This is a genomic window from Pseudomonas sp. NPDC086251 (genome assembly GCF_044746405.1).
Taxonomy (GTDB): Bacteria; Pseudomonadota; Gammaproteobacteria; order Pseudomonadales; family Pseudomonadaceae; genus Aquipseudomonas.
In genome coordinates this window covers 26,247-44,655 of sequence record NZ_JBIVBY010000040.1, presented here as the reverse complement: position 1 = coordinate 44,655, position 18,409 = coordinate 26,247, and the positions used below count along the sequence as shown (strand labels likewise).

16 protein-coding genes are annotated in these 18,409 nt (G+C 60.5%); 5 read left to right on the top strand and 11 right to left on the bottom strand.

The window, feature by feature from the left end; all coding sequences use genetic code 11:
• Positions 1-13 precede the first annotated feature (13 nt).
• Genes ACIPL2_RS30840 through ACIPL2_RS30830 form a run of 3 tightly spaced genes read left to right on the top strand, consistent with a single transcriptional unit; the run spans position 14 to position 2,886 of the window.
• Positions 14-1,732, top strand: a complete 1,719-nt coding sequence (locus tag ACIPL2_RS30840) for a hypothetical protein (protein WP_401363355.1) — start codon at positions 14-16, stop codon at positions 1,730-1,732.
• A gap of 1 nt (position 1,733) precedes the next feature.
• Positions 1,734-2,480: a DUF3726 domain-containing protein gene (locus ACIPL2_RS30835; RefSeq protein WP_401363352.1), complete on the top strand. Its 747-nt coding sequence runs from the start codon at positions 1,734-1,736 to the stop codon at positions 2,478-2,480.
• Positions 2,481-2,511: 31 nt separating this feature from the next.
• Positions 2,512-2,886 (top strand): RidA family protein, encoded by a 375-nt coding sequence (locus ACIPL2_RS30830; protein WP_401363349.1) that lies wholly within the window; start codon positions 2,512-2,514, stop codon positions 2,884-2,886.
• Between the two features lie 63 nt (positions 2,887-2,949).
• On the opposite strand, the gene ACIPL2_RS30825 is transcribed toward ACIPL2_RS30830, so the two are convergent.
• The 7 genes from ACIPL2_RS30825 to ACIPL2_RS30795 all read right to left on the bottom strand — a co-directional run bounded on the left by ACIPL2_RS30825 (position 2,950) and on the right by ACIPL2_RS30795 (position 12,783).
• Entirely contained in the window at positions 2,950-4,362 is a 1,413-nt protein-coding gene (locus tag ACIPL2_RS30825; RefSeq protein ID WP_401363347.1) for a purine-cytosine permease family protein, read from the bottom strand.
• Between the two features lie 50 nt (positions 4,363-4,412).
• Positions 4,413-5,153: a TorF family putative porin gene (locus ACIPL2_RS30820; RefSeq protein ID WP_401363344.1), complete on the bottom strand. Its 741-nt coding sequence runs from the start codon at positions 5,151-5,153 to the stop codon at positions 4,413-4,415.
• A 112-nt stretch (positions 5,154-5,265) separates the two neighbouring features.
• Complete coding sequence (locus tag ACIPL2_RS30815) at positions 5,266-7,008, bottom strand: amidohydrolase (RefSeq protein ID WP_401363341.1); 1,743 nt, start codon at positions 7,006-7,008, stop codon at positions 5,266-5,268.
• Positions 7,009-7,026: 18 nt separating this feature from the next.
• Positions 7,027-8,877 carry an amidohydrolase gene (locus ACIPL2_RS30810; protein WP_401363338.1) on the bottom strand — a complete coding sequence of 617 codons (1,851 nt, stop codon included), beginning with the start codon at positions 8,875-8,877 and terminating at the stop codon, positions 7,027-7,029.
• A gap of 346 nt (positions 8,878-9,223) precedes the next feature.
• A complete protein-coding gene (locus tag ACIPL2_RS30805; protein WP_401363335.1) occupies positions 9,224-10,216 on the bottom strand; it encodes a helix-turn-helix transcriptional regulator in 993 nt (330 codons plus the stop codon).
• Between the two features lie 225 nt (positions 10,217-10,441).
• On the bottom strand, positions 10,442-11,287 hold the full coding sequence (locus ACIPL2_RS30800) for a nitrilase family protein (protein ID WP_401363332.1): 846 nt from the start codon (positions 11,285-11,287) through the stop codon (positions 10,442-10,444).
• Positions 11,284-12,783: a purine-cytosine permease family protein gene (locus tag ACIPL2_RS30795; RefSeq protein WP_401363329.1), complete on the bottom strand. Its 1,500-nt coding sequence runs from the start codon at positions 12,781-12,783 to the stop codon at positions 11,284-11,286. The genes ACIPL2_RS30800 and ACIPL2_RS30795 overlap by 4 nt, the downstream gene beginning before the upstream one ends.
• Positions 12,784-12,930: 147 nt before the next feature.
• On the opposite strand from ACIPL2_RS30795, the gene ACIPL2_RS30790 reads away from it, so the two are divergent.
• Complete coding sequence (locus ACIPL2_RS30790) at positions 12,931-13,830, top strand: LysR family transcriptional regulator (protein WP_401363326.1); 900 nt, start codon at positions 12,931-12,933, stop codon at positions 13,828-13,830.
• Here the strand turns inward: ACIPL2_RS30790 and ACIPL2_RS30785 are convergent.
• Together ACIPL2_RS30785 and ggt are read right to left on the bottom strand one after the other, a co-directional pair.
• On the bottom strand, positions 13,827-14,360 hold the full coding sequence (locus ACIPL2_RS30785; RefSeq protein ID WP_401363324.1) for a cysteine hydrolase family protein: 534 nt from the start codon (positions 14,358-14,360) through the stop codon (positions 13,827-13,829). The two genes, ACIPL2_RS30790 and ACIPL2_RS30785, sit on opposite strands and share 4 nt — an antisense overlap.
• Positions 14,361-14,629: 269 nt before the next feature.
• Positions 14,630-16,357 carry a gamma-glutamyltransferase gene (ggt, locus tag ACIPL2_RS30780; protein WP_401363321.1) on the bottom strand — a complete coding sequence of 576 codons (1,728 nt, stop codon included), beginning with the start codon at positions 16,355-16,357 and terminating at the stop codon, positions 14,630-14,632.
• 151 nt (positions 16,358-16,508) lie between these two features.
• On the opposite strand from ggt, the gene ACIPL2_RS30775 reads away from it, so the two are divergent.
• Complete coding sequence (locus ACIPL2_RS30775; RefSeq protein ID WP_401363318.1) at positions 16,509-17,030, top strand: methylated-DNA--[protein]-cysteine S-methyltransferase; 522 nt, start codon at positions 16,509-16,511, stop codon at positions 17,028-17,030.
• A 159-nt stretch (positions 17,031-17,189) separates the two neighbouring features.
• Here the strand turns inward: ACIPL2_RS30775 and ACIPL2_RS30770 are convergent, their stop codons facing one another.
• Positions 17,190-17,774, bottom strand: a complete 585-nt coding sequence (locus tag ACIPL2_RS30770) for an NUDIX domain-containing protein (protein ID WP_401363315.1) — start codon at positions 17,772-17,774, stop codon at positions 17,190-17,192.
• A gap of 52 nt (positions 17,775-17,826) precedes the next feature.
• A complete protein-coding gene (locus ACIPL2_RS30765) occupies positions 17,827-18,264 on the bottom strand; it encodes a hemerythrin domain-containing protein (RefSeq protein WP_401363313.1) in 438 nt (145 codons plus the stop codon).
• Between the last annotated feature and the right edge of the window lie 145 nt (positions 18,265-18,409).

Genomic DNA, 18,409 nt, shown 5'->3' with positions numbered 1-18,409 from the left:
AGGAAGCGCAATCATGTCGTACCCCGACGCCGAAGCAGCCTCACAACCGGACCTGCGGCCCGCCGCACAGGTCATGGATCTGGATCGCCTGGGCAACCATTTTCAGAGTCGCTTGAGTTTTGTGCGCAGCAGCATGCGCCGGATGATGAACGAGCAATGGCGCATCCAGCGCATTGGCTTCGACCTGGATACCGAGGGCTATGGCACGGCTATTTATCGAATCGATACGCCCAACGCTCACTATCACTGCGTGATTTTTTCGATGTTCCTGCCCGCGGAAAAGCGCAGCGACCGGGTCATCGCCGATCAGTGGGACGTCAGCTTCGTCTTGCTCGCCGGTGATGTCGACGCGCAACAGTTGGCGGATTTGCGTCGTAATGTACCGTTGCAGGAAGCCGGGCGCTTCGACGCCCGCGTGCTGGTGCTCTCGCGCGCCAACCGCAGTCTTCGCAACTTCGAACGTTTCCTCGGGGCATTGGCCGAGGGCTGCCAGCCGGACCCTCGGCAGCTCGCCGAGGTGGGCTATCTGTATCGCACCACGGCCGTCTATGGCAACGGCAAGTTCGGCATTGCCGACTACAGTTGCTTGCAAGGCAACGCGGATTTCACTCAACCGTTCAGTGCCCAGATGTTTACCGTCTACCTGCTGCGGCACTTCAGCATCGAGCAGATCGAACACATGGCCCGAGCGCGCAATCCGCGACGCGCTGTCGGGCTGGACATCGGCCTGCAACGCTATCTGGGGATTGGCAACTCCACGGGACTGGGCATGGCACCGTTCCTGGTCAATCACCCACAACTGGTCAATCAATGGATATGGGCCCGGGAAACCGGCCTGTCGCGGGTGATCGCGCAACCGGCCGACGTGCCGCGCGTTCAACGCTTTCGCTCGCTGCTGGAGCGCGCTCGCCGACACCTGCAAGAAACCACCACCGAGGACAAACGCCAGAGCACGATCGATCAACAAACCCTGGCCGATCTGGGGCAACTGGCCGAGTGGTGTGTCCGTCAGCCGGCCGATACCGGGTTGTGGTTGCGCTTGCAGGCATGGACCGAAACGCACTGCGGCAAGGGTTGCCAGGAATTGCTGGTCAGCCTGTTATTGGAGCTGTACCCCGAACAGGTCGACCCCTTGGCCGAACAGATGGCGATCAAGGAAGGGTTTCGCCTCAATGCCGACATGCCATTGAGCGAGCTGCGCGAATTGATCGAACGCCAGTACCGCTGGGCACTCGACTACAACCTTGGCAGCCATGAGGCTAACCATTTTTTCTGGTATCGCTCGGCTGAAAAGGAAGAACCGCGCCTGGGCGAGCGGGCACTGGAGCCTGGCGCCGAGAAGGAAATGCAGCTGGGTATCGCGCAAAACATTCAACGCTGCCACAACGCGCTGCTCGCCTACCTGGAACAGCATCCACAACAACTGACCGCGCACTTCCTGCTCGCCCAGCCGCATTTCAAAGGCACGGTCTGTCGCTTGCAGGGCATGGCCCGCTGCGCCTACGGCGAAATCCGCGCCAACCTGATGGATCGCAACATGCTGCCGATCGACTTGCTGCGCTGCAAGCTGGCGTTCTTCGGTGCCGGCAAGTTCGATCCCAAGTCCAGCCGCTGGGTGCGCATCACGTTGTTTCAGGGGGCGCCACTGGTCAGCGAGATCGGTCAGCCTTTCGACGATGACTGGAATTTTGCCGTGATGCCTGAACTGGCCACTGCTGCCGGAGAACACTGATATGCGTGTTTCGCTGAATGAAATTCAGGTCGTCTGCCGCAAAGCCTTTGAAGGCATCGGCTTTGCGCCGGGAGACTGCGACGACGCCGCCGACATGATCGCGTGGCTGCAAGTGCAGGGCCTCGATGGCATCGGCGCCCTGAAAAAAAGCCTGGTCTACCTCCACGATGAAGTCGATCGGCCCTTTGATACCTGCTACGAAGATGCCGCCCAGTTGACCCTCGATGCTCACGGCCAAAGCGTGTTGCGCTGCGCCGCTCAAGCCGTCGAACTGGGCATCAGCAAGGCTTTACGCGGCGGCAGCGCACTGATCCGTATCCGCCATTGCCACAACCGCATTCTGTTGCTCGGCTATCTGGCGCGATGTGCCGATCAAGGGCTGAACTTTTGCGTCTATTGGCGCGATGCGCGCCAGGAACTGGTCGCCACGCTCGGGGACGGACACAGCAGCCCGTCGTTGCGCGTGTACGACCTGCAACAACCTGCCCAGAGCGACGAGCAAAGCATCAACGTGTTGATCTCCCGACACTTCAATTTGCTGCCACGCCTGAGTGGGCAAGACGTTGCGCCCAGTCTGGAACTGGATCAGCAAACGCTCGCCAATGCCGCACACCAGCGGCTCGCCGGCGGCCTGGAGGTCGATGATGGCGTCTGGGCCATGCTCAAGAAATTAGGTGAACAGGTATTGGTGGAAAGCACGGAAGAATCGCGGCGCCGCGGTGCCGGTGAAAGCAGCGACGCCCGATAAAAAACATCAAACATGCATCAGGAATTCATCGATGAACTACGCCATCAAGACCGACCTCTTCTCCTCTCGCGCCCCACTGGAGTGGGCCGTTGTCGGCAACGGCACGCTGTACACCGCGCAGATCCCCATCAACCGTGAGGGCCAGGTCGTCACGGGCGGCATCGTTGCGCAAACCCGGCAGACCCTGGACAACTTGCGCCATACCCTGGAGGCCGCCGGCAGCTCGCTCGATGCGGTCACGCAAGTGATGATCTACGTCACCGATCGCAGCTACCTGGCCACCGTGAATGAGCTGTACACCGAGTACTTCAAGCCGCCCTACCCGAACCGCGCGGCACTGGTGGTGGCCGGCCTGGCCAGGGAGGAAATGCTTGTGGAACTGGTGGTGTACGCCTGCATCGACTGAGTCCGCACGGGTCGCTTCAGCGAAGCGACCCGACGTTTCAGGCATCGACTCCTGCGTTTTAACTCAAGTCTTTGAACCCCGCTCAACCGACACCGCAAGCGCGGAATTCCTCGCCAGGCAGAAATAGAGAATGCCCGGCACCACCAACCCGACGATCCAGGAAATATCCACGCCGCCAAGCTGCGCGACCATCGGCCCGGAGTAGAAGTGCGTGTCGACAAAAGGCAACTGGATCAATACGCCGATGACATACACGCTGATCCCCAGCACGTTCCAGCGACCGTATCGACCGGCCGGATCGGACAGTGCCGGGATGTCGTAGCGTTCCTTGTTGATGAAGTAGTAATCCACCAGGTTGATCGCGCTCCACGGCGTGAAGAACGTCAGCAGGAACAGGATGAAGTACTTGAAGCTGTTCAAAAACGAGTACTGCCCCAGCAGCGCCAGCGTGGTCGATGCCGCGACAATCAGCAGCACAAACAGCATGCGCTGCCTGGCGGTTATTTCCAGACGACTGCGGAAGCCGCTGATGATCGTGGCCACGCACATGAAGCTGCCATAGGCATTGAGGGTAGACACCGTGACCTTGCCGAACACCACACTCAAGTACAGCAACGAGGCCATCACGCCGGTACTGCCCAAGCCGACAATCGTCGCCACTTCATGACCGCGAAAATTCGCCCCCGCCAGCGCAGCGGCGAACACCCCGAGCACCATCGACGCCTGGGCGCCCAGCACCGTGCCGAGGCCAACGGCGGTGAAGGTTTTCCACGACGAGGTCTTGCTCGGCAAGTAGCGTGAGTAGTCGGCGACGTAAGGACCAAAGGCGATCTGCCAGGACGCGGACAACGACACCGCCAGCAGGAACGTGCTCCAGCCGAAATGGCGATTTTCCAGCAACAGGCCGATGTCGTTGAGGGTCATCAAACGGGTAAACAGATACGCGAAGGCAATGATCCCCAACACGCTGGCCACCCTTCCCACCAGGTGAATCACTCGATAACCGAAGATTGTCAGGAACGCGATGCAGGCAGCAAAAATCAGGATGCCGATGCTGTCGCTGACCTGGATCAACTGCGCAATCGCCTGCCCCGACAGGACCGCGCCGGTGGCGCTGAAGCCGAGGTACATCAGGCACACCAGCACAATCGGGATCGCTGCGCCGTACACCCCGAATTGCACACGGCTGGAGATCATCTGCGGCAAGCCAAGCTTCGGCCCTTGCGCCGCATGCAAGGCAACCACCGCGCCGCCGAGTACCTGGCCGATCAGCAAGCCAATCAGCGACCAGAACACATCACCGCCCAATACCACGGCCAGCGCCCCGGTGACAATCGCGGTGATCTGCAGGTTGGCGCCAAGCCACAGGGTGAATTGGCTGTAGAGACTGCCATGACGCTCGGCCTCGGGAATGTAATCGATCGAACGGGTCTCGATCAGGGGACTGCGTTGCGGACTATCGCTGACCTGGGTCATTGCGTTGTTTTCCTGTGAGGAACTGATTTTTATTGTGTGGGTTTGAACGCTTAGAAGGTCTTGGTGGCACTGGCGACCACGGTCGCGGTGCACAGATCGCCATAGCCGTACCAGCCGGCGCATTCGCTTTTCGACAGGTCGGTATCGATGTAGCTGAGGCCCCAGGTCACGCCCACGAAATCACGGCTCAGCCTGGCTTCCCACTCGTAATACGACTCGCGGTTATCGCCGTTGGTGGACCAGTACGCCGGATCCTTCACATCGCCGCGCCCCACGCGCAGGTCGAGGCCGAGCTCGGCCGGCAAGGCGATTTTGTAGCTGAGGTAGGTGTAGAGGGTGTCCTGGTCTTCGCCGAAAACGTTCGGCGTATCGTTCGAGTAATACGCGCCGAGCTTGACGCCATACACATCAAGAATGGCGTAGACCTCACTCAGGTTGAACTGGCTTTCTTTTGGATAGCTGTACTTGATGTAGCCCAGGTCGAGGCTGATCGCGTCGGTCGCCTGCCAGTAGTAGCCCGCGTAGTACTCAAGCTCCTGGCGGGTCTTGAATTCGCCGCCGAAATCGACATTCGAGGTCCAGGCGCCAATGTACAGGCCGCTGCTGTGCACCAGCGTGGCACCGGCCTGAACCGCCGGATCACCGAGGGTTTGCGAGATGCCGCGAGTGCGATAGTCGCTGACCGCCGCCAGGCTCATGTCCAGGCTGAAGTCGTCGTTGAGGGGTAATGCTTGGGTGGTCAAAGGCGCCAATACCAGCGTGGCCAGGGTGAAGAGTGCGCGTGTGTTCATACCAATCTCTTATTGTTATGGAGGTGCGGGGGGGAAAGTCGGGCATGGCGATGCCGAGCCCCCCGCGGTACGAGGAGCCGGGCATTTTTTTCGGGTGCTGCGGGGGTAATCGTCAGGACGCGGGCGCGTAGACTTCTTTGCCGGCGAAGTAGGTTTTCAGGACTTTGGTGTCGAACAGTTCGTCGTCGCTGACCTTGAACACATCGCGGTCGAGGATGATCAGGTCGGCCTGTTTGCCCGGTGCCAGCGAGCCGATCTGTTGCTCCAGGCGCAGGGCTTTGGCGGCATTCAAGGTGTAGGCGTAAAACATGCTCTGGCGGTCGATGCTTTCCTTGGCATTCAACACGCCCAGCGGACCTTTGCGGGTGCTGGCCTGGGCAATGGCGTTCCACGGATTGGGGCTGGACACCGGCCAGTCGCTGCCACCGGCGATGACCGCGCCGGCGTTATGCAGTGATCTCGCGGGGTACTGGTAACCGTAGGCAAACGCGCTGATATAGGGTTTGACCAGTTCGACGGTGTACGTCTCGCCGGTGGCCCACAGCAGCTGCATGGAAGCGATCACGCCCAACTGCTTGAAACGTGGAAACTCCTTCGGGTTGACCAGTTGCAGGTGGCTGATGCTGTGAGCCACGGGTGTCGGGTTGAGTGAGCGCGCGTAGGCAAAACCATTGAGCGACTCACGCACCGCGCGATCGCCGACCGCGTGCATGTGCACGATCCAGTCGCGCTTCTCCGCCGCTACCACCAGTTCACCGAAGTGCGCCGGGTCGATCAGCAGTTGACCGTTTTTATGGCTGTTCTTGAAGGGCACGATGACGGCGGCGGTCTGCCCTGGAAACTCCAGAACGCCGTCAGCGAAGACCTTGATCCCGGGAAAGCTCAGGTTGGGGACGCCTTCGAATGTCTTCATGACCTTGGCCAGCACTTCCAGATCGGCCGGTTTGCTTTTCGGGTTGGTCAGTAACAGCGCCGCGACGTGGGCGCTGAGTTCACCCTTCTCGGCCAGTTCGCGGTACAGCGGCAGCACGCCGTAGCTCTGCTCGGTGGCCTGGAAATCGAACAGCGAATCGCCGCTGCCGGCATTCGCCGCCGCGTCCATCCACGCCGTGACACCGTATTGATTGTTGACCTTTACGGCTTCACGGGCGGCTTTCAACATCACCTCTTCGCTGGGCGCGGGGATCTGGCTGCGCACCTGGTCCCAGCGCGACTCGGCGAAATAGCCGTTGGGGGTGAAATCCTTGTCGTGCCCCACATAGCTGCGGTCCTGCTCCGACAGACCTTTGACCAGTGCCGCGTCGATCTTCAGGCGCTTGAGCATGGCGTTGTTGGCCCAGCCGGTGTGCCCGTCAATGCCGCTGAGGACTACCGGTTGATCCACCCAGCGGCCCTGATTGAAGCGCTGGCCGAGTTCACGGCTTTTGTCCCAGTAGGCCGAACTCGCCCCGGCGATGCTGATCACGTCACCGGCCCGCGCATGGCCCGCCTGATCCTGCTCGATAATCCACTGCTCAAGCTCCGGCAGCGGCTTGACCTCATCCAGCAGGTTGGCCCTCATGCTGTCGAACGCGGCCACCACTGGGTGGCTGTGGCTATCGATCATGCCCGACATCAACACTTTGCCGGCCAGATCGATCCGTTGCGTCTGGGCGTCGGCCAGCGCATTGATGTCGGCGTTGCTGCCCACTTTGAGAATCTTGCCGTCTTGCACCGCCACCGCTTGCACCAGGCCTTGGCCGGGCTCGGCGGTGAACACTTTGCCGTTGAACAACACCAGGTCAGCGGCGGCCATGGCGGGCACGGAGGAAAACGCCAGGGCGGCGGCCAACAGGTTGGGAATGAATCGCTGCATCACAAAGCTCTCTTGTTTTTATTGGGCTGGACGGGAGGCGGATGCTTGAAGGCCAATGAAGGGTGCCTTGGCCCACACGACCTTGCCGCCCACCACCGTCAGCAGCACTTCATTTCGCGCCAACGCTTGCTCGGGAACCTGCATGAAGTTTTTGTCGAGGACGATCAGGTCGGCGAACTTGCCGACCTCGACCGAGCCGACCACCGCGTCGAGTTTCAGCTGCTCGGCGGCGTTCAGGGTGATGGTGCGTAGCACTTCCGAGCGTGACAGCGCCGGGTCGGCGTTCAGCCTGCCCGCGTACTTGGGGCCATAGCTGTGCGGGTTCAGCGGATCGCCCGAGCGAGTGACGCCGACCTTGAGGGCGAGGAATTCATCCAGCGGGTCGACCGGCCAGTCGCTGCCATACGCCACCCGGCCGCCGGCGCGGGCAATGCTGCCCGACGGTTCCATGCGGGCAAACCGCGCAGGCCCGAGATGATCGCTGGTGCCATCGACCGTGGACGGCGCCTGCTGCGCCCACTGGAAGGACATGTTGGCGGTCACGTCCAGTGCCTTGAAGCGCGGGTAGTCGGCGGGGTCGACCGACTCGTTGTGCGTAATGGCTGGGCGGAAGCCATTGCCGGGCAGTTGCTGACGCACGTATTCGATGCCGTTCAGCGAGTCACGCACCGCGCGGTCACCGGTGGCATGCAGGTGCGGGTCGAGGCCGGCCTGCACAGCTTTGAGCAGCAGCGGATTGAGCACTTGCGGCGGGAAGTACAGCTCACCTTTGTTCTGGCCTGGCGCCCAGTGAGGCGCCTTTTCGGTGCCGGCATTGTGCAGGTACGGCGTCAACATGGCGCCGGTGTCGGCCGGCGCGTTGATGATGCCGTCCATGAACAATTTGACGTGGCGCATGCTCACACCCGGCGCGACCTTGGCATCGCCCTGATCGTAAGTGTTGGCCAGTGCCTTCGCTTCGGCGATGGTTTTATCCGGGTCGGCAGCCGCGGCGGCCGGATCGAGTTTGATCGCCAGCAACGCCCGCGCGGTCAGCTCGCCCGACTGCTGCAGGCTGGTAAAGGCTTTGCCACTCTCCGGCCCCGACAAGGCATCGAAGAAACTGGTGATGCCTTGCTGGCGCATGGCGTCGAGCGCCGCGCGGGTCTGGTTGAGTTTTTCGGCGTCGGTCGCGGGCGGCACCACGGCCGCCATGGTTTCCGCCGCGCCGTCTTCGCAGATGCCGGTCGGATTGCCGGCGCTGTCGCGGGCGTACTTGCCATCACTGGGGTTGGGTGTGTGCTGGTTGATGCCGGCGACCGCGAGGCCGCGAGAGTTGGTGAGTATGGTGTGGAAGTCAGTGGAGCGCACCTGAATCGGCCGCTTGGTTTTCAAGGCGTCGAGGGTGGATTTGTCGGGATCGCCGTCGAGGCCGGTCATGCCCATGCGGTCCCAACTGCCGACTTCGAGCCAGACGTCGTCGCCCTTGTCCTTGTCGGCATCGAGACAGGCCTGGATGGATTCCTGGAACACCTTGCGGGTCATGGTCTGGTATTTCAGGTCGCACAAGGTCATGGCGCGGCCACCGTCGCCCGGGTGCATGTGCGCATCGATGAAACCCGGCATCAGCATGCGCCCGGCCAGGTCGATCAGCTGTGTCTGCGTGCCAATGTACGAGGCAACGCCTGCATCGCTGCCCACATAGACGATCTTGCCGCCGGTGATGGCGATCGCCTGCTGCACCGAATTCTTGCCGTCGACGGTGTACACATAGCCGTTGCGCATCACCATGTCGGCGGCGGTCGACGCGTGCGTCTGACACCCCACCAGCGCCACGCAGGACACTGCCGTTGCGGTGGAAACGGCGATAAATAGCCTGGAAAGTTTCAACTGCCTCACCTCTGTTTTTATAGTTTTGAAGTGGCCCGAACAGACTGCCGTGCAAGCCCTGATATGCAGGGCACACGATATAGAGCGCAGCGCAAATACGGACCTCCGCAAATGAGGAGGGGTGAGGCAAATACCGGCTGTCGACGGCTGCGATCGGCCCCTGTAGGAGCTGTCGAGCCTGCGAGGCTGCGATCGGCTGCGCAGCAGTCGTGAAATCAGGCAAAGCGGTGTGTCAGGAAAACCGCGTGTTCAGGGTTTACGGCTGCTGCGCAGCCGATCGCAGCCTCGCAGGCTCGACAGCTCCTACAGGGCCGGACGCAGGTTGGTACAGGGGGCGCGCTTGGGCTTAGGGTGTGGTGTTTGGCGAACGCAGGGCCGAGCCCAGTTCCACTTTGCTTTTGACGCCGAGCTGCAAATAGCAGTTGCGCAGGTAGGTGCGCACGGTCGCAGGACTCAGCACCAGAATCTTGGCGATTTCCTTGTAGGAGTGGCCGGCGGCGAACAGCATCGCTGCGGTTCGTTCACGAGGTGCAAGCACGGCCCCACGGGACTGTGTTTCAAGCGACAGGATCACATGTTCGGCGTTGGGACTCAGGGTCAGTGCACAACGACCCAGGCGTATGACGCAGGGCGCTTTTTGCAGTTGCTCGACCACCTCGGGCGGCAGCATCGAACCGCTCCACCCAGGCAACTCTCGCTGAATGGCAGCGCACAGGCTTGCCCCCACATAAAGCAAACTGCCGTCCAGGCGCGCGACCCCGAAGTCGCTTGCGGCATTGCCCGTATCAACCCGGATCATGTCCTGCACCTGGAATCGCCACAGCTGCAACAGGTGATCGCAGAAGGCCGAAAACAAACCGGCTTCGCGCTCATTGAAAGCCGATGCCTGTTGGCCACGGTACAAACACACAAAAAACACCAACCCGCTTTCGGGCAATTCGAAGGTGATGCACATCAGGTGATAGAGGTCGTGACGCCGCGCAAAGTCGTTCACTTCCTCGCAAGGGTCGGTAAAGCCACTGTCGCGCACGACTTCCCCCGGCTGACTCAAGGTCTCCTGGGAAAATCGGTCGCTGACGGCGACTTTGTGCCATTCGACGGCGAACGATTCGGGCAGGTTGATCCGCCCGTGCATCCAGCTTTGAACGGGCGACGGTGACATTTCGCCCCACCACGCCGATGTGAAAGGCACCAATGAGCTGAAGGCCTGCAAGCCGTCGGCAATGAACTGCGACGCGCCACGATCCCGAGCAAGACGCCCCACGTGCAACACGCACTGATTGAACGCCTTCAGCGTGGCCATCGACGCCTCGGCGCCGATTTCATTACCGTCCTCCATTGTCCTGATCCTGGTCGCTACTACATGGCGTATTATTTTTTGGACCATGCCATAGGCGCAGCGATGGCGTCCAGTTCGATGCGGATATCTGCGGCAACCCCACACGAAATGTGGGAGCGGGCTTGCTCGCGAAGGCGGTGGGTCAGTCAACATCAATGTTGAATGAGAAACCGCTTTCGCGAGCAAGCCCGCTCCCACATTTGATCGTGCCGCCCATGCCCACTGTTACTCGACCGACCGACTCAACCCATACAACGGTGGCCGCCGATCCCGATGCAAGTCATTGCGCGCACTGATGCGTTTGTTCCGCGCCTCAGCCAGATTCAACGTCGCCAGCAAAATCTGCTCGCCGCCCTGCTCTGCCGGCCCGGCCAACGGATAGCCATCGGCATCGACAATGACCGAACCCTGCACCCAACCGACCCCGCGTTCATGACCATGCCGATCACACGCGGCAATGAACATCCGGTTCACCGACGCATTGGCCTGAACCCGCACCACTTCCGCCGGACGCTCGGTCAACGGCCGGGGTCCATCGGGCCAATTGACCGGCGCGCAGAGCAGATCGGCGCCGGCCAGTGCCGGTAGGCGCACCCACTCGGGGAATTCCAGGTCGTAGCAAATCAGCATGCCGATGCGTCCATGCACCGTGTCTATCACCGGTGGCGCGTCATTGCCGGCGCTGAAAATTTCATTCTCGCCATCCCACAGGTGCGCCTTGCGGTACACAGCGCGCAGCCCCTGGGCATCAATCATCGCGGCGCTGTTGGCCAGTTGATCACCGGCCAGCCGCTCGCAGAAACCGCCGACCACGACGATGTTCAGTTCCTTCGCCAACGTCATCCACAGCCGCACGATTGGCCCGTCGACCGATTCGGACAAGGACAACGCCTCGTCGCGGTCGGCAAACAGGTAGCCGCTCTGCACCAGTTCCGGCAGCACCACCACCTGCGCACCCTGATAGGCCGCCGAGCGAATCGCCCGTTCGGTGAGTGTGCGATTGAAAGCGAGGTCGCCTATTTTCGGTGCCAGTTGGCAGCAGGCGACCACGGTATTTTTTGCGCTGTTCAACGCCCCTCCTCCACGGATTGATGGGCCATGGCGACAATGTCGCTCTCGGTAATCGCGTCGATGATCCGGCCTTCGTACGCCAGGTCGATCGAACGGCTGAGGAAGTAATACGTCAGGCCCGACACCACCAGGCCCACCAGCCAGGCAATGTCCACGCCCTCGAGCATGCGCGCCAACGGCCCGACGAACACTTCTTTGCCTGCGGCGGCATCGAAGATGTAGAAGAACGGCACCATCGCGGCGAAGCCGATCAGGTAGGAGACGATGCCGCGAAATTGCCAGGCGCCGTAGATGCCCTTCGGCGTGAAGAAATGCGGGATCGCGTAGCGGCCCTTGCGCACGAAAAAGTAGTCCACCAGATTGACCGCGGTCCAAGGCACGAGGAAGTACAGGAGCAACACCAGGAAGGTGTTCAACAGCGCGATGCCGTCACCTTTGATCGACAGCACGCAGGTCAACAGAATGACGCTGATCACCGAAATCGACAGCACTCGTGCGCGAGGGGTCGGGGTGATTTTTTTGATCGAGTCGACGCCGGTCAACAACGTCAGCATCGCACTGTAAGTGTTGAGCGCAATGATCGGCAGGAAGCCCGCGACCGAGACAATCACCAACACGTTGCCCAGGCCTGGAATCATCGAAGAACCGACCTGGTTCAGCGCGACCAGCGCATCCGCCGCTTTCAACTGCTGCGCCAGCCAGGCACCGAGGCCGATCATCCAGCTGCCGGACAACGAGGCACCGATGAACACCGCCGCGATCAGTTTCGGCCGGCTGGTGTTTTTTGGCAGGTAGCGGGAATAGTCGGAGACATACGGCGCGTAGGAAATGTTGTAGCTCGCGCCGATGGCAAACAACGTGGCAAAGGCAATCCAGCTGAAACCCAGGTCGGTCGCCGGGGTCACGCCCTCCTGCCCTGCGCCGAACATCAAGGCAATGGTGACCAGCGCGTACAGCGGCAACGTGGCCAGCAACGCCCACTTGAAGGCTTTGTGCATCAGGTCATGGCCATAGATCGACAGCAGCGCGCCGATCAACACCACGGCCACGGCGACGATGGTCGGGTCGATGCCGAACACATGCTCCAGGCCGTTCATGATCAGCGAGATGTTCACCACGTTGAAGCCGACGAACACAAACATCGTCGCCATCAGCGCCAGGATCACCCCGCGATAACCAAACTGCGCACGGGACTGGATCATTTGCGGCAGGCCCATTTCCGGCCCTTGCGAACCGTGAAACGCCATGAAGATGGTGCCGAACATGATGCCCAGCGCACCGGCCAGCATCGTCCACAGCGCTGACAAGCCGAGGCTCGGGCCGACAAAACCGATGGAGATGGTGAAGAAGTGGAAGTTGCCCAAAAACCAGAAAGGCCCCTGGCTGCTGAGTTTGGCGTGACGTTCGTTTTTCGGAATGTAATCGATCGAGTGGCCTTCGATGGCCAATCCGCTATTCGCCTCGAGGGCGTGCGCAGACTGTGGGGACCCTGACATATGATTGTTCCTATGCAGTGAATTGTTGTTTTTATGGGCAGATCGCCGGTTTCACTGCAATGTAGGGCGTTGTTCAGGCCTATAAAATATCGCAGGCACACTGTTTACATAGATTAGCGTCTATGTGAGTGAAAAATGGGGAAAGGCATGCTGGGGACTGTATCGGAGCTGGATCTGCGCTTGATCCGGGTATTTTTGACCGTCGTTGAGGCGGGCGGGATCTCGGCGGCGCAAACCGCCCTCAACACCACGCAACCGACCATCAGCGCGCAATTGGCAACGTTGGAAGCGCGGGTCGGATTTCGGCTGTGCGAACGTGGGCGCGGCGGATTTTCGGTGACGCCCAAGGGTGGCCAGTTTGTCGAGGCCGCCCGCCGGTTGCTGGCGGCTGCCGAAGGCTTCCGGGTTGAAGTCCAGCACATCAATCGCAAGGTCTCGGGCAACATCAACATCGGCCTGCTCGGTCAAATCGACCCCGTGGCGAACAAGAAAATCGCCCTGGCCATTGCGCGTTTACGCTCCCGGCATGAGGGGCTGTATTTTCACTTCACCGAGCTGTCGTCATCGCTGCTCGAAGAGAAAATCATCAACAGCCATATCGATCTGGCGATCGGTTATTTCTGGCACCGCTTGCCCAATATTGATTACTTCCCGTTGTTCCCGGAAACCCAGATCGCCTATTGCGCGCCCTCGCACCCGCTGTTCGAGCACGTCGGCGCGCTGACCCGAGAGGATGTCAGCGAATACGATTGGGTATGGCCCAGCCACCCGCTGCCGGAAATGCCGGCACCCGCCTCGATCGAGCGTTTGACCGTGCTCACCGACAGCATGGACGGCGCCGCCCTGCTCATCCTGTCCGGCCAACACCTGGGCTTTCTGCCGCAGCACTACGCGGCCAAGCATGAACAGCTTGGGCAGCTGCATCCATTGAATCCCGAACTGCTGCGCTATGAGGTCGGCTTTCATGCGGCGGTTCGGCACTCGGCGCGGCAACGGGATCTGGTCAGTGCGTTCCTGACGGAGCTGATCGAGATTTTCGGTGCTTAAACGCGGACATCGCTGCTCGGGATGACGTCGATCCGTGCCACCGAACCGGTCAGGTGCGCAAGGTCCTTGTTGTGCTCGGCAATGATGTCTTCGGCGGTGAGGTTTCCGTTATCGATGGTGGAATGAGCGTCGGCCGCAAGGACCACGTCATACCCCTGTTTCAGCGCCTCACGCACGGTGGCGTTGATGCAATAGTCGGTTTGCAGGCCACAGATGATCAGGCGTTCGAAATCCTCCTTCGGCACCAGCTTTTGCAGGTTGGTCTGGTAGAACGAATCCGGGGTGGTTTTGCGTACGCGTGAGTCTTGCGGTGATGTTTCCAGCCCTTCGGCCAGTTGCCAGCCTACGGAGCCGTGTTTCAGCAGGTCGCCCTCTTCTTCGTGTTGAATCAGAACGATCGGTATTCCAGCGGCTCTGGCTTTCGCGCTCAGGCCATTGATGTTTTTAATGACGCGTTGGATATCGAAGCACTCATATTCGCCGCTGCACAATGCGCGTTGGACGTCGATGACTAACAGTGCGGTGGTCATGGAGTTCCTTCCTTGATCGGTCGATAGATCGGAAACGGACTCGAATCCGCTCCCCCTCAACGTGTAGCAGCTTGTAGCAGCTTGTAGCAGCTGTCGAGCCTGCGAGGCTGCGTTCGGCTGCGAAGCAGTCGTGAATTCAAACGCTGCGGTGTTTCAGGAAAACCGCATGCACAGAATTGACGACTGCTTCGCAGCCGAACGCAGCCTCGCAAGCTCGACAGCTGCTACAAAATCGGGGCCATCCCGGTAAGCCGGGATGGCCTCGGGCCTCAGTAACCGAGTGACAACCCGGTATTGCGGCGCGGGTCGTTCGCGCCGTAGAAGCGGTTCTTGCCCACCGGCTTGCCCCCCAGCGACGGTGCGCCGACGAGAATCGCCGCCAGGTGGTTGGCATCCTGGGGACCGGCAAACTTGTGGCCCCAGCTTTCGAGCAGCTTCACCGTATCCGGACTGGTGGTGAAGGCTTCCAGGTTGGTCTCTTCCGGCAACCACTGCTGGTGGAAACGCGGCGCATCGACCGCTTCCTGGATGTTCATGCCGTAGTCGATCACGTTCAGCATGGTCAACAAGGTCGCGGTGATGATGCGGCTGCCGCCGGGCGTACCGACCACCATCACCACTTTGCCGTCCTTGGTGACGATGGTCGGGCTCATGGACGACAGCGGTGCCTTGCCGGGCGCGATGGCGTTAGCTTCGCCCTGCACCAGGCCGTACATGTTCGGCACGCCGATTTTCGAGGTGAAGTCGTCCATTTCATCGTTGAGGATGACCCCGGTTTTGCTCGCCATGACCCCGGCGCCGAACCAGTCGTTGAGGGTGTAAGTCACCGACACCGCGTTGCCCCATTTGTCGACGATGGAGTAGTGCGTGGTGTTGCTGCCTTCGTGCGGCGCTACCCCGGGTTTGAGTTCGCGGGACACGCCAGCCTTTTGCGGGTCGATGGCGGCGCGGATTTTGGTCGCGTAGTTTTTGTCCAGCAAATGGGCGATCGGGTTCTTCACAAAGTCCGGGTCGCCGAGGTAGCTGTTGCGGTCCACATACGCGTGGCGCATCGCTTCGATCTGGTAGTGCATGCCTTGGGCCGAGTGGTAACCGAGGTCTTTCATCGGGTAGCCATCGAGGATGTTCATGATCTCGCAGATCACCACGCCACCGGAGCTTGGCGGCGGTGCCGAGACCACGTGGTAGCCACGGTAGTCGCACTCGATCGGGGCCAGTTCGCGGGTCTTGTATTTGTCGAGGTCGGCCTGGGTGATGATGCCTTTGTTGGCCTGGCTGGAGGTGACGATGGCGTCGGCCACCCAGCCTTTATAGAAGCCGTCGGCACCCTTTTCGGAAATTTCCCGCAGGGTTTTGCCGAGGTCTTTTTGCACCAGCGTCTGGCCGACTTGCATCGGCTCGCCGTTGCTCAGGAAGATCGCGCCCGAGTCCTTGATGTCCTTCTTGAACACGTCGGTGGCGTAGTCCAGCAAATCGACATCGCCCTGCTCCAGCACGAAACCGTCTTCGGCGAGCTTGATCGCCGGGGCGATCACTTCCTTGCGCGGCTTGGTGCCGTATTTCGACAGTGCCAATTCCATGCCGGAGACGGTCCCCGGCACGCCGACCGCCAGGTGGCCACGGGTACTCAGGTCCGGAACGACATTGCCCTCTTTGTCGAGGTACATGTTGGCCGTGGCCGCCAGCGGCGCTTTTTCGCGGAAGTCGAGGAAAGTCTTGCGCCCGTCCGCCAGTTGAATGGTCATGAAACCGCCGCCACCCAGGTTGCCCGCCGCGGGATACACCACCGCCAGCGCATAACCCACCGCGACTGCGGCATCGACGGCGTTGCCACCGTTTTTCAGCACATCGACGCCGACATGACTGGCCAGATGCTGGGCCGTGACCACCATGCCGTTTTCGGCCGCGACCGGGGCCACGGAGGCGGCGTAAGCACTGAGGCAGCTGAGCGCCAATGAGGTCGCCAGCAGCGATTTGGCAAAAGGTTCGAACTTCATGAGTCGGTCTCTTTTTGTTTTTAGGCTCTGCAGATAAACAGAGGAACGCGCTTCAAGAGCAGAGGCAAGTATGGCTGGGATTACGTTTTGCGCCTCCCCGTCGAGGCAGTATGCTTGCCGCTTGTCCAGCCCATCCGCGGAGTTCGCCGGCATGACTTACACCTGCACCACACTGGCGTCCCCGGTCGGCGAGTTGACGCTGGTCGCGAACGGCACGCGACTGGCGGCCATCCTCTGGGAAAACGACAAACCCGGCCGGGTGCGGCTTGGACCGATGAGCGAGGCCCCGGATAATCCGATCCTTGTGCGCACCGCGCAGCAGTTGCGGGAATACTTTGCCGGCACTCGCGATCACTTCGAGCTGGAGCTGGATTTTTCCGGGACGGCATTTCAGAAGAAGGTCTGGGCGGCGCTGCTGACCATTCCGTTCGGCGAGACACGCAGCTATGGCCAGATTGCGATGCAAATCGGCAACCCCAGTGCGGTTCGGGCGGTGGGTGCGGCGAATGGCAAGAATCCGATTTCGATTATTGCGCCGTGTCATCGGGTGATTGGTGCATCGGGGAAATTGACGGGGTTTGCGGGTGGGCTTGAAGCGAAGGAATTGTTGCTGACGCTGGAAGGCTGCGAATGGTCCGGCGCCCGCAGGATGGATGATTTGTTCCCAAATTGACGCGATCTTGTAGCAGCTGGCGAAGCCTGCGTTCGGCTGCGCAGCAGTCGTAAAACCAGTCACTGCGGTGTTTCAGGTAAACCGCGGCGCACAATTTTACGACTGCTGCGCAGCCGAACGCAGGCTGCGCCAGCTGCTACACAGGGATTGTTTTGTGGTTTAGAAGATGTTTTTCATCGCCGCATACTGCAACAGCATGATGGTCTTCGCGTCGCAGATCTCGCCCCGTTCAAATGCCGCCAGCGCGTCGTCGAATGTCCACTCCAGCACTTGCAGTTCCTCGGTCTCTTCCTCCAGTCCGCCGCCCTCGCTGACCTTCGATGAAGCGTCGTATTCGGCGATGAAAAAGTGCAGCTTTTCAGTCACTGAACCCGGGCTCATGTAGGCCTCGAACACCTTCTGCACGTGGTGCACGCGGTAACCGGTTTCCTCCTCCGCTTCACCGCGGATGCGCTCTTCCGGCGCCGCCCCTTCGAGCAGGCCTGCCGCCACTTCGATCAGCAAGCCATCGTGGCCATTGACGAACACCGGCAACCTGAATTGCCGGGTCAGCACCACGGTTTTCTTTTCCCGGTTGTAAAGCAGGATCGCCGCACCATTGCCACGGTCGTAGACTTCGCGGGTCTGGCGTTGCCATTCGCCGTTGTTGCGTTGGTAATCGAAGGTGATTTTCTTCAGCAGGTACCAGTCGTGGGACAACACCTGGGACTCGATGATGTTGACCCGCTCGGCGGTGTTCGACATGACAATCCATCCTTTTTTCGTCAGAGGATGCACAGCTTAGACGAAAACACGCTCACTGAAGCTGGGCCTCGTACTCCTTCACATACTGCCCGGCCAGCGTCTCTTTCTGTTTGTCGTCGAGCAACTTGCCGGCCATCTGGAAGAACTTCTGCTCTTCTTCCTTGAGGTGGTGATGGACTTTCTCAGCGAGCTTCTTCGCGGTCGCCAGCCAGGCCGGACTGGACATCTCGGTCTCGTCCAGCGTCTCCATCATTTCGTCCATCTCGTGGTGTTCGGAAATGGCGTGACGGCTCAGGTCGACGCCGTTGTCGAATTCCATCAGCGGAATGTAGAAATGCCGTTCTTCAGCGGTTTCGTGGGCCTGGAGTTCGGACTTGAGTTGCTTGTAAGCCTCGACCCGCTCCGGGGTGTCGCCACGGGTCTGGATCAGCGCATCGGCATAGGTGCGTTGGCGTTCATGACTTTCGCGCAAGGCTTCAAAAATATTCACAGGGTGTCCTCATCGGCCGCGTTCTGGAATGACGCTGTTTAGGCTAGACACCTGCGCACGATCGACGGTTCCACCTGAGGGGCTGGAACAACGACCGCTGGCCGAGATAGGCTTCGGTCTGTTGTCTGCCCAAGCCATAAGGAAA

Bases quoted from the DNA above. Each gene is read 5' to 3' on its own strand.
- ACIPL2_RS30840 (WP_401363355.1), top strand. From the start codon at position 14: ATGTCGTACCCCGACGCCGAAGCAGCCTCACAACCGGACCTGCGGCCC.
- ACIPL2_RS30835 (WP_401363352.1), top strand. From the start codon at position 1,734: ATGCGTGTTTCGCTGAATGAAATTCAGGTCGTCTGCCGCAAAGCCTTT.
- ACIPL2_RS30830 (WP_401363349.1), top strand. From the start codon at position 2,512: ATGAACTACGCCATCAAGACCGACCTCTTCTCCTCTCGCGCCCCACTG.
- ACIPL2_RS30825 (WP_401363347.1), bottom strand. From the start codon at position 4,362: ATGACCCAGGTCAGCGATAGTCCGCAACGCAGTCCCCTGATCGAGACC.
- ACIPL2_RS30820 (WP_401363344.1), bottom strand. From the start codon at position 5,153: ATGAACACACGCGCACTCTTCACCCTGGCCACGCTGGTATTGGCGCCT.
- ACIPL2_RS30815 (WP_401363341.1), bottom strand. From the start codon at position 7,008: ATGCAGCGATTCATTCCCAACCTGTTGGCCGCCGCCCTGGCGTTTTCC.
- ACIPL2_RS30805 (WP_401363335.1), bottom strand. From the start codon at position 10,216: ATGGAGGACGGTAATGAAATCGGCGCCGAGGCGTCGATGGCCACGCTG.
- ACIPL2_RS30795 (WP_401363329.1), bottom strand. From the start codon at position 12,783: ATGTCAGGGTCCCCACAGTCTGCGCACGCCCTCGAGGCGAATAGCGGA.
- ACIPL2_RS30790 (WP_401363326.1), top strand. From the start codon at position 12,931: ATGCTGGGGACTGTATCGGAGCTGGATCTGCGCTTGATCCGGGTATTT.
- ACIPL2_RS30785 (WP_401363324.1), bottom strand. From the start codon at position 14,360: ATGACCACCGCACTGTTAGTCATCGACGTCCAACGCGCATTGTGCAGC.
- ggt (WP_401363321.1), bottom strand. From the start codon at position 16,357: ATGAAGTTCGAACCTTTTGCCAAATCGCTGCTGGCGACCTCATTGGCG.
- ACIPL2_RS30775 (WP_401363318.1), top strand. From the start codon at position 16,509: ATGACTTACACCTGCACCACACTGGCGTCCCCGGTCGGCGAGTTGACG.
- ACIPL2_RS30770 (WP_401363315.1), bottom strand. From the start codon at position 17,774: ATGTCGAACACCGCCGAGCGGGTCAACATCATCGAGTCCCAGGTGTTG.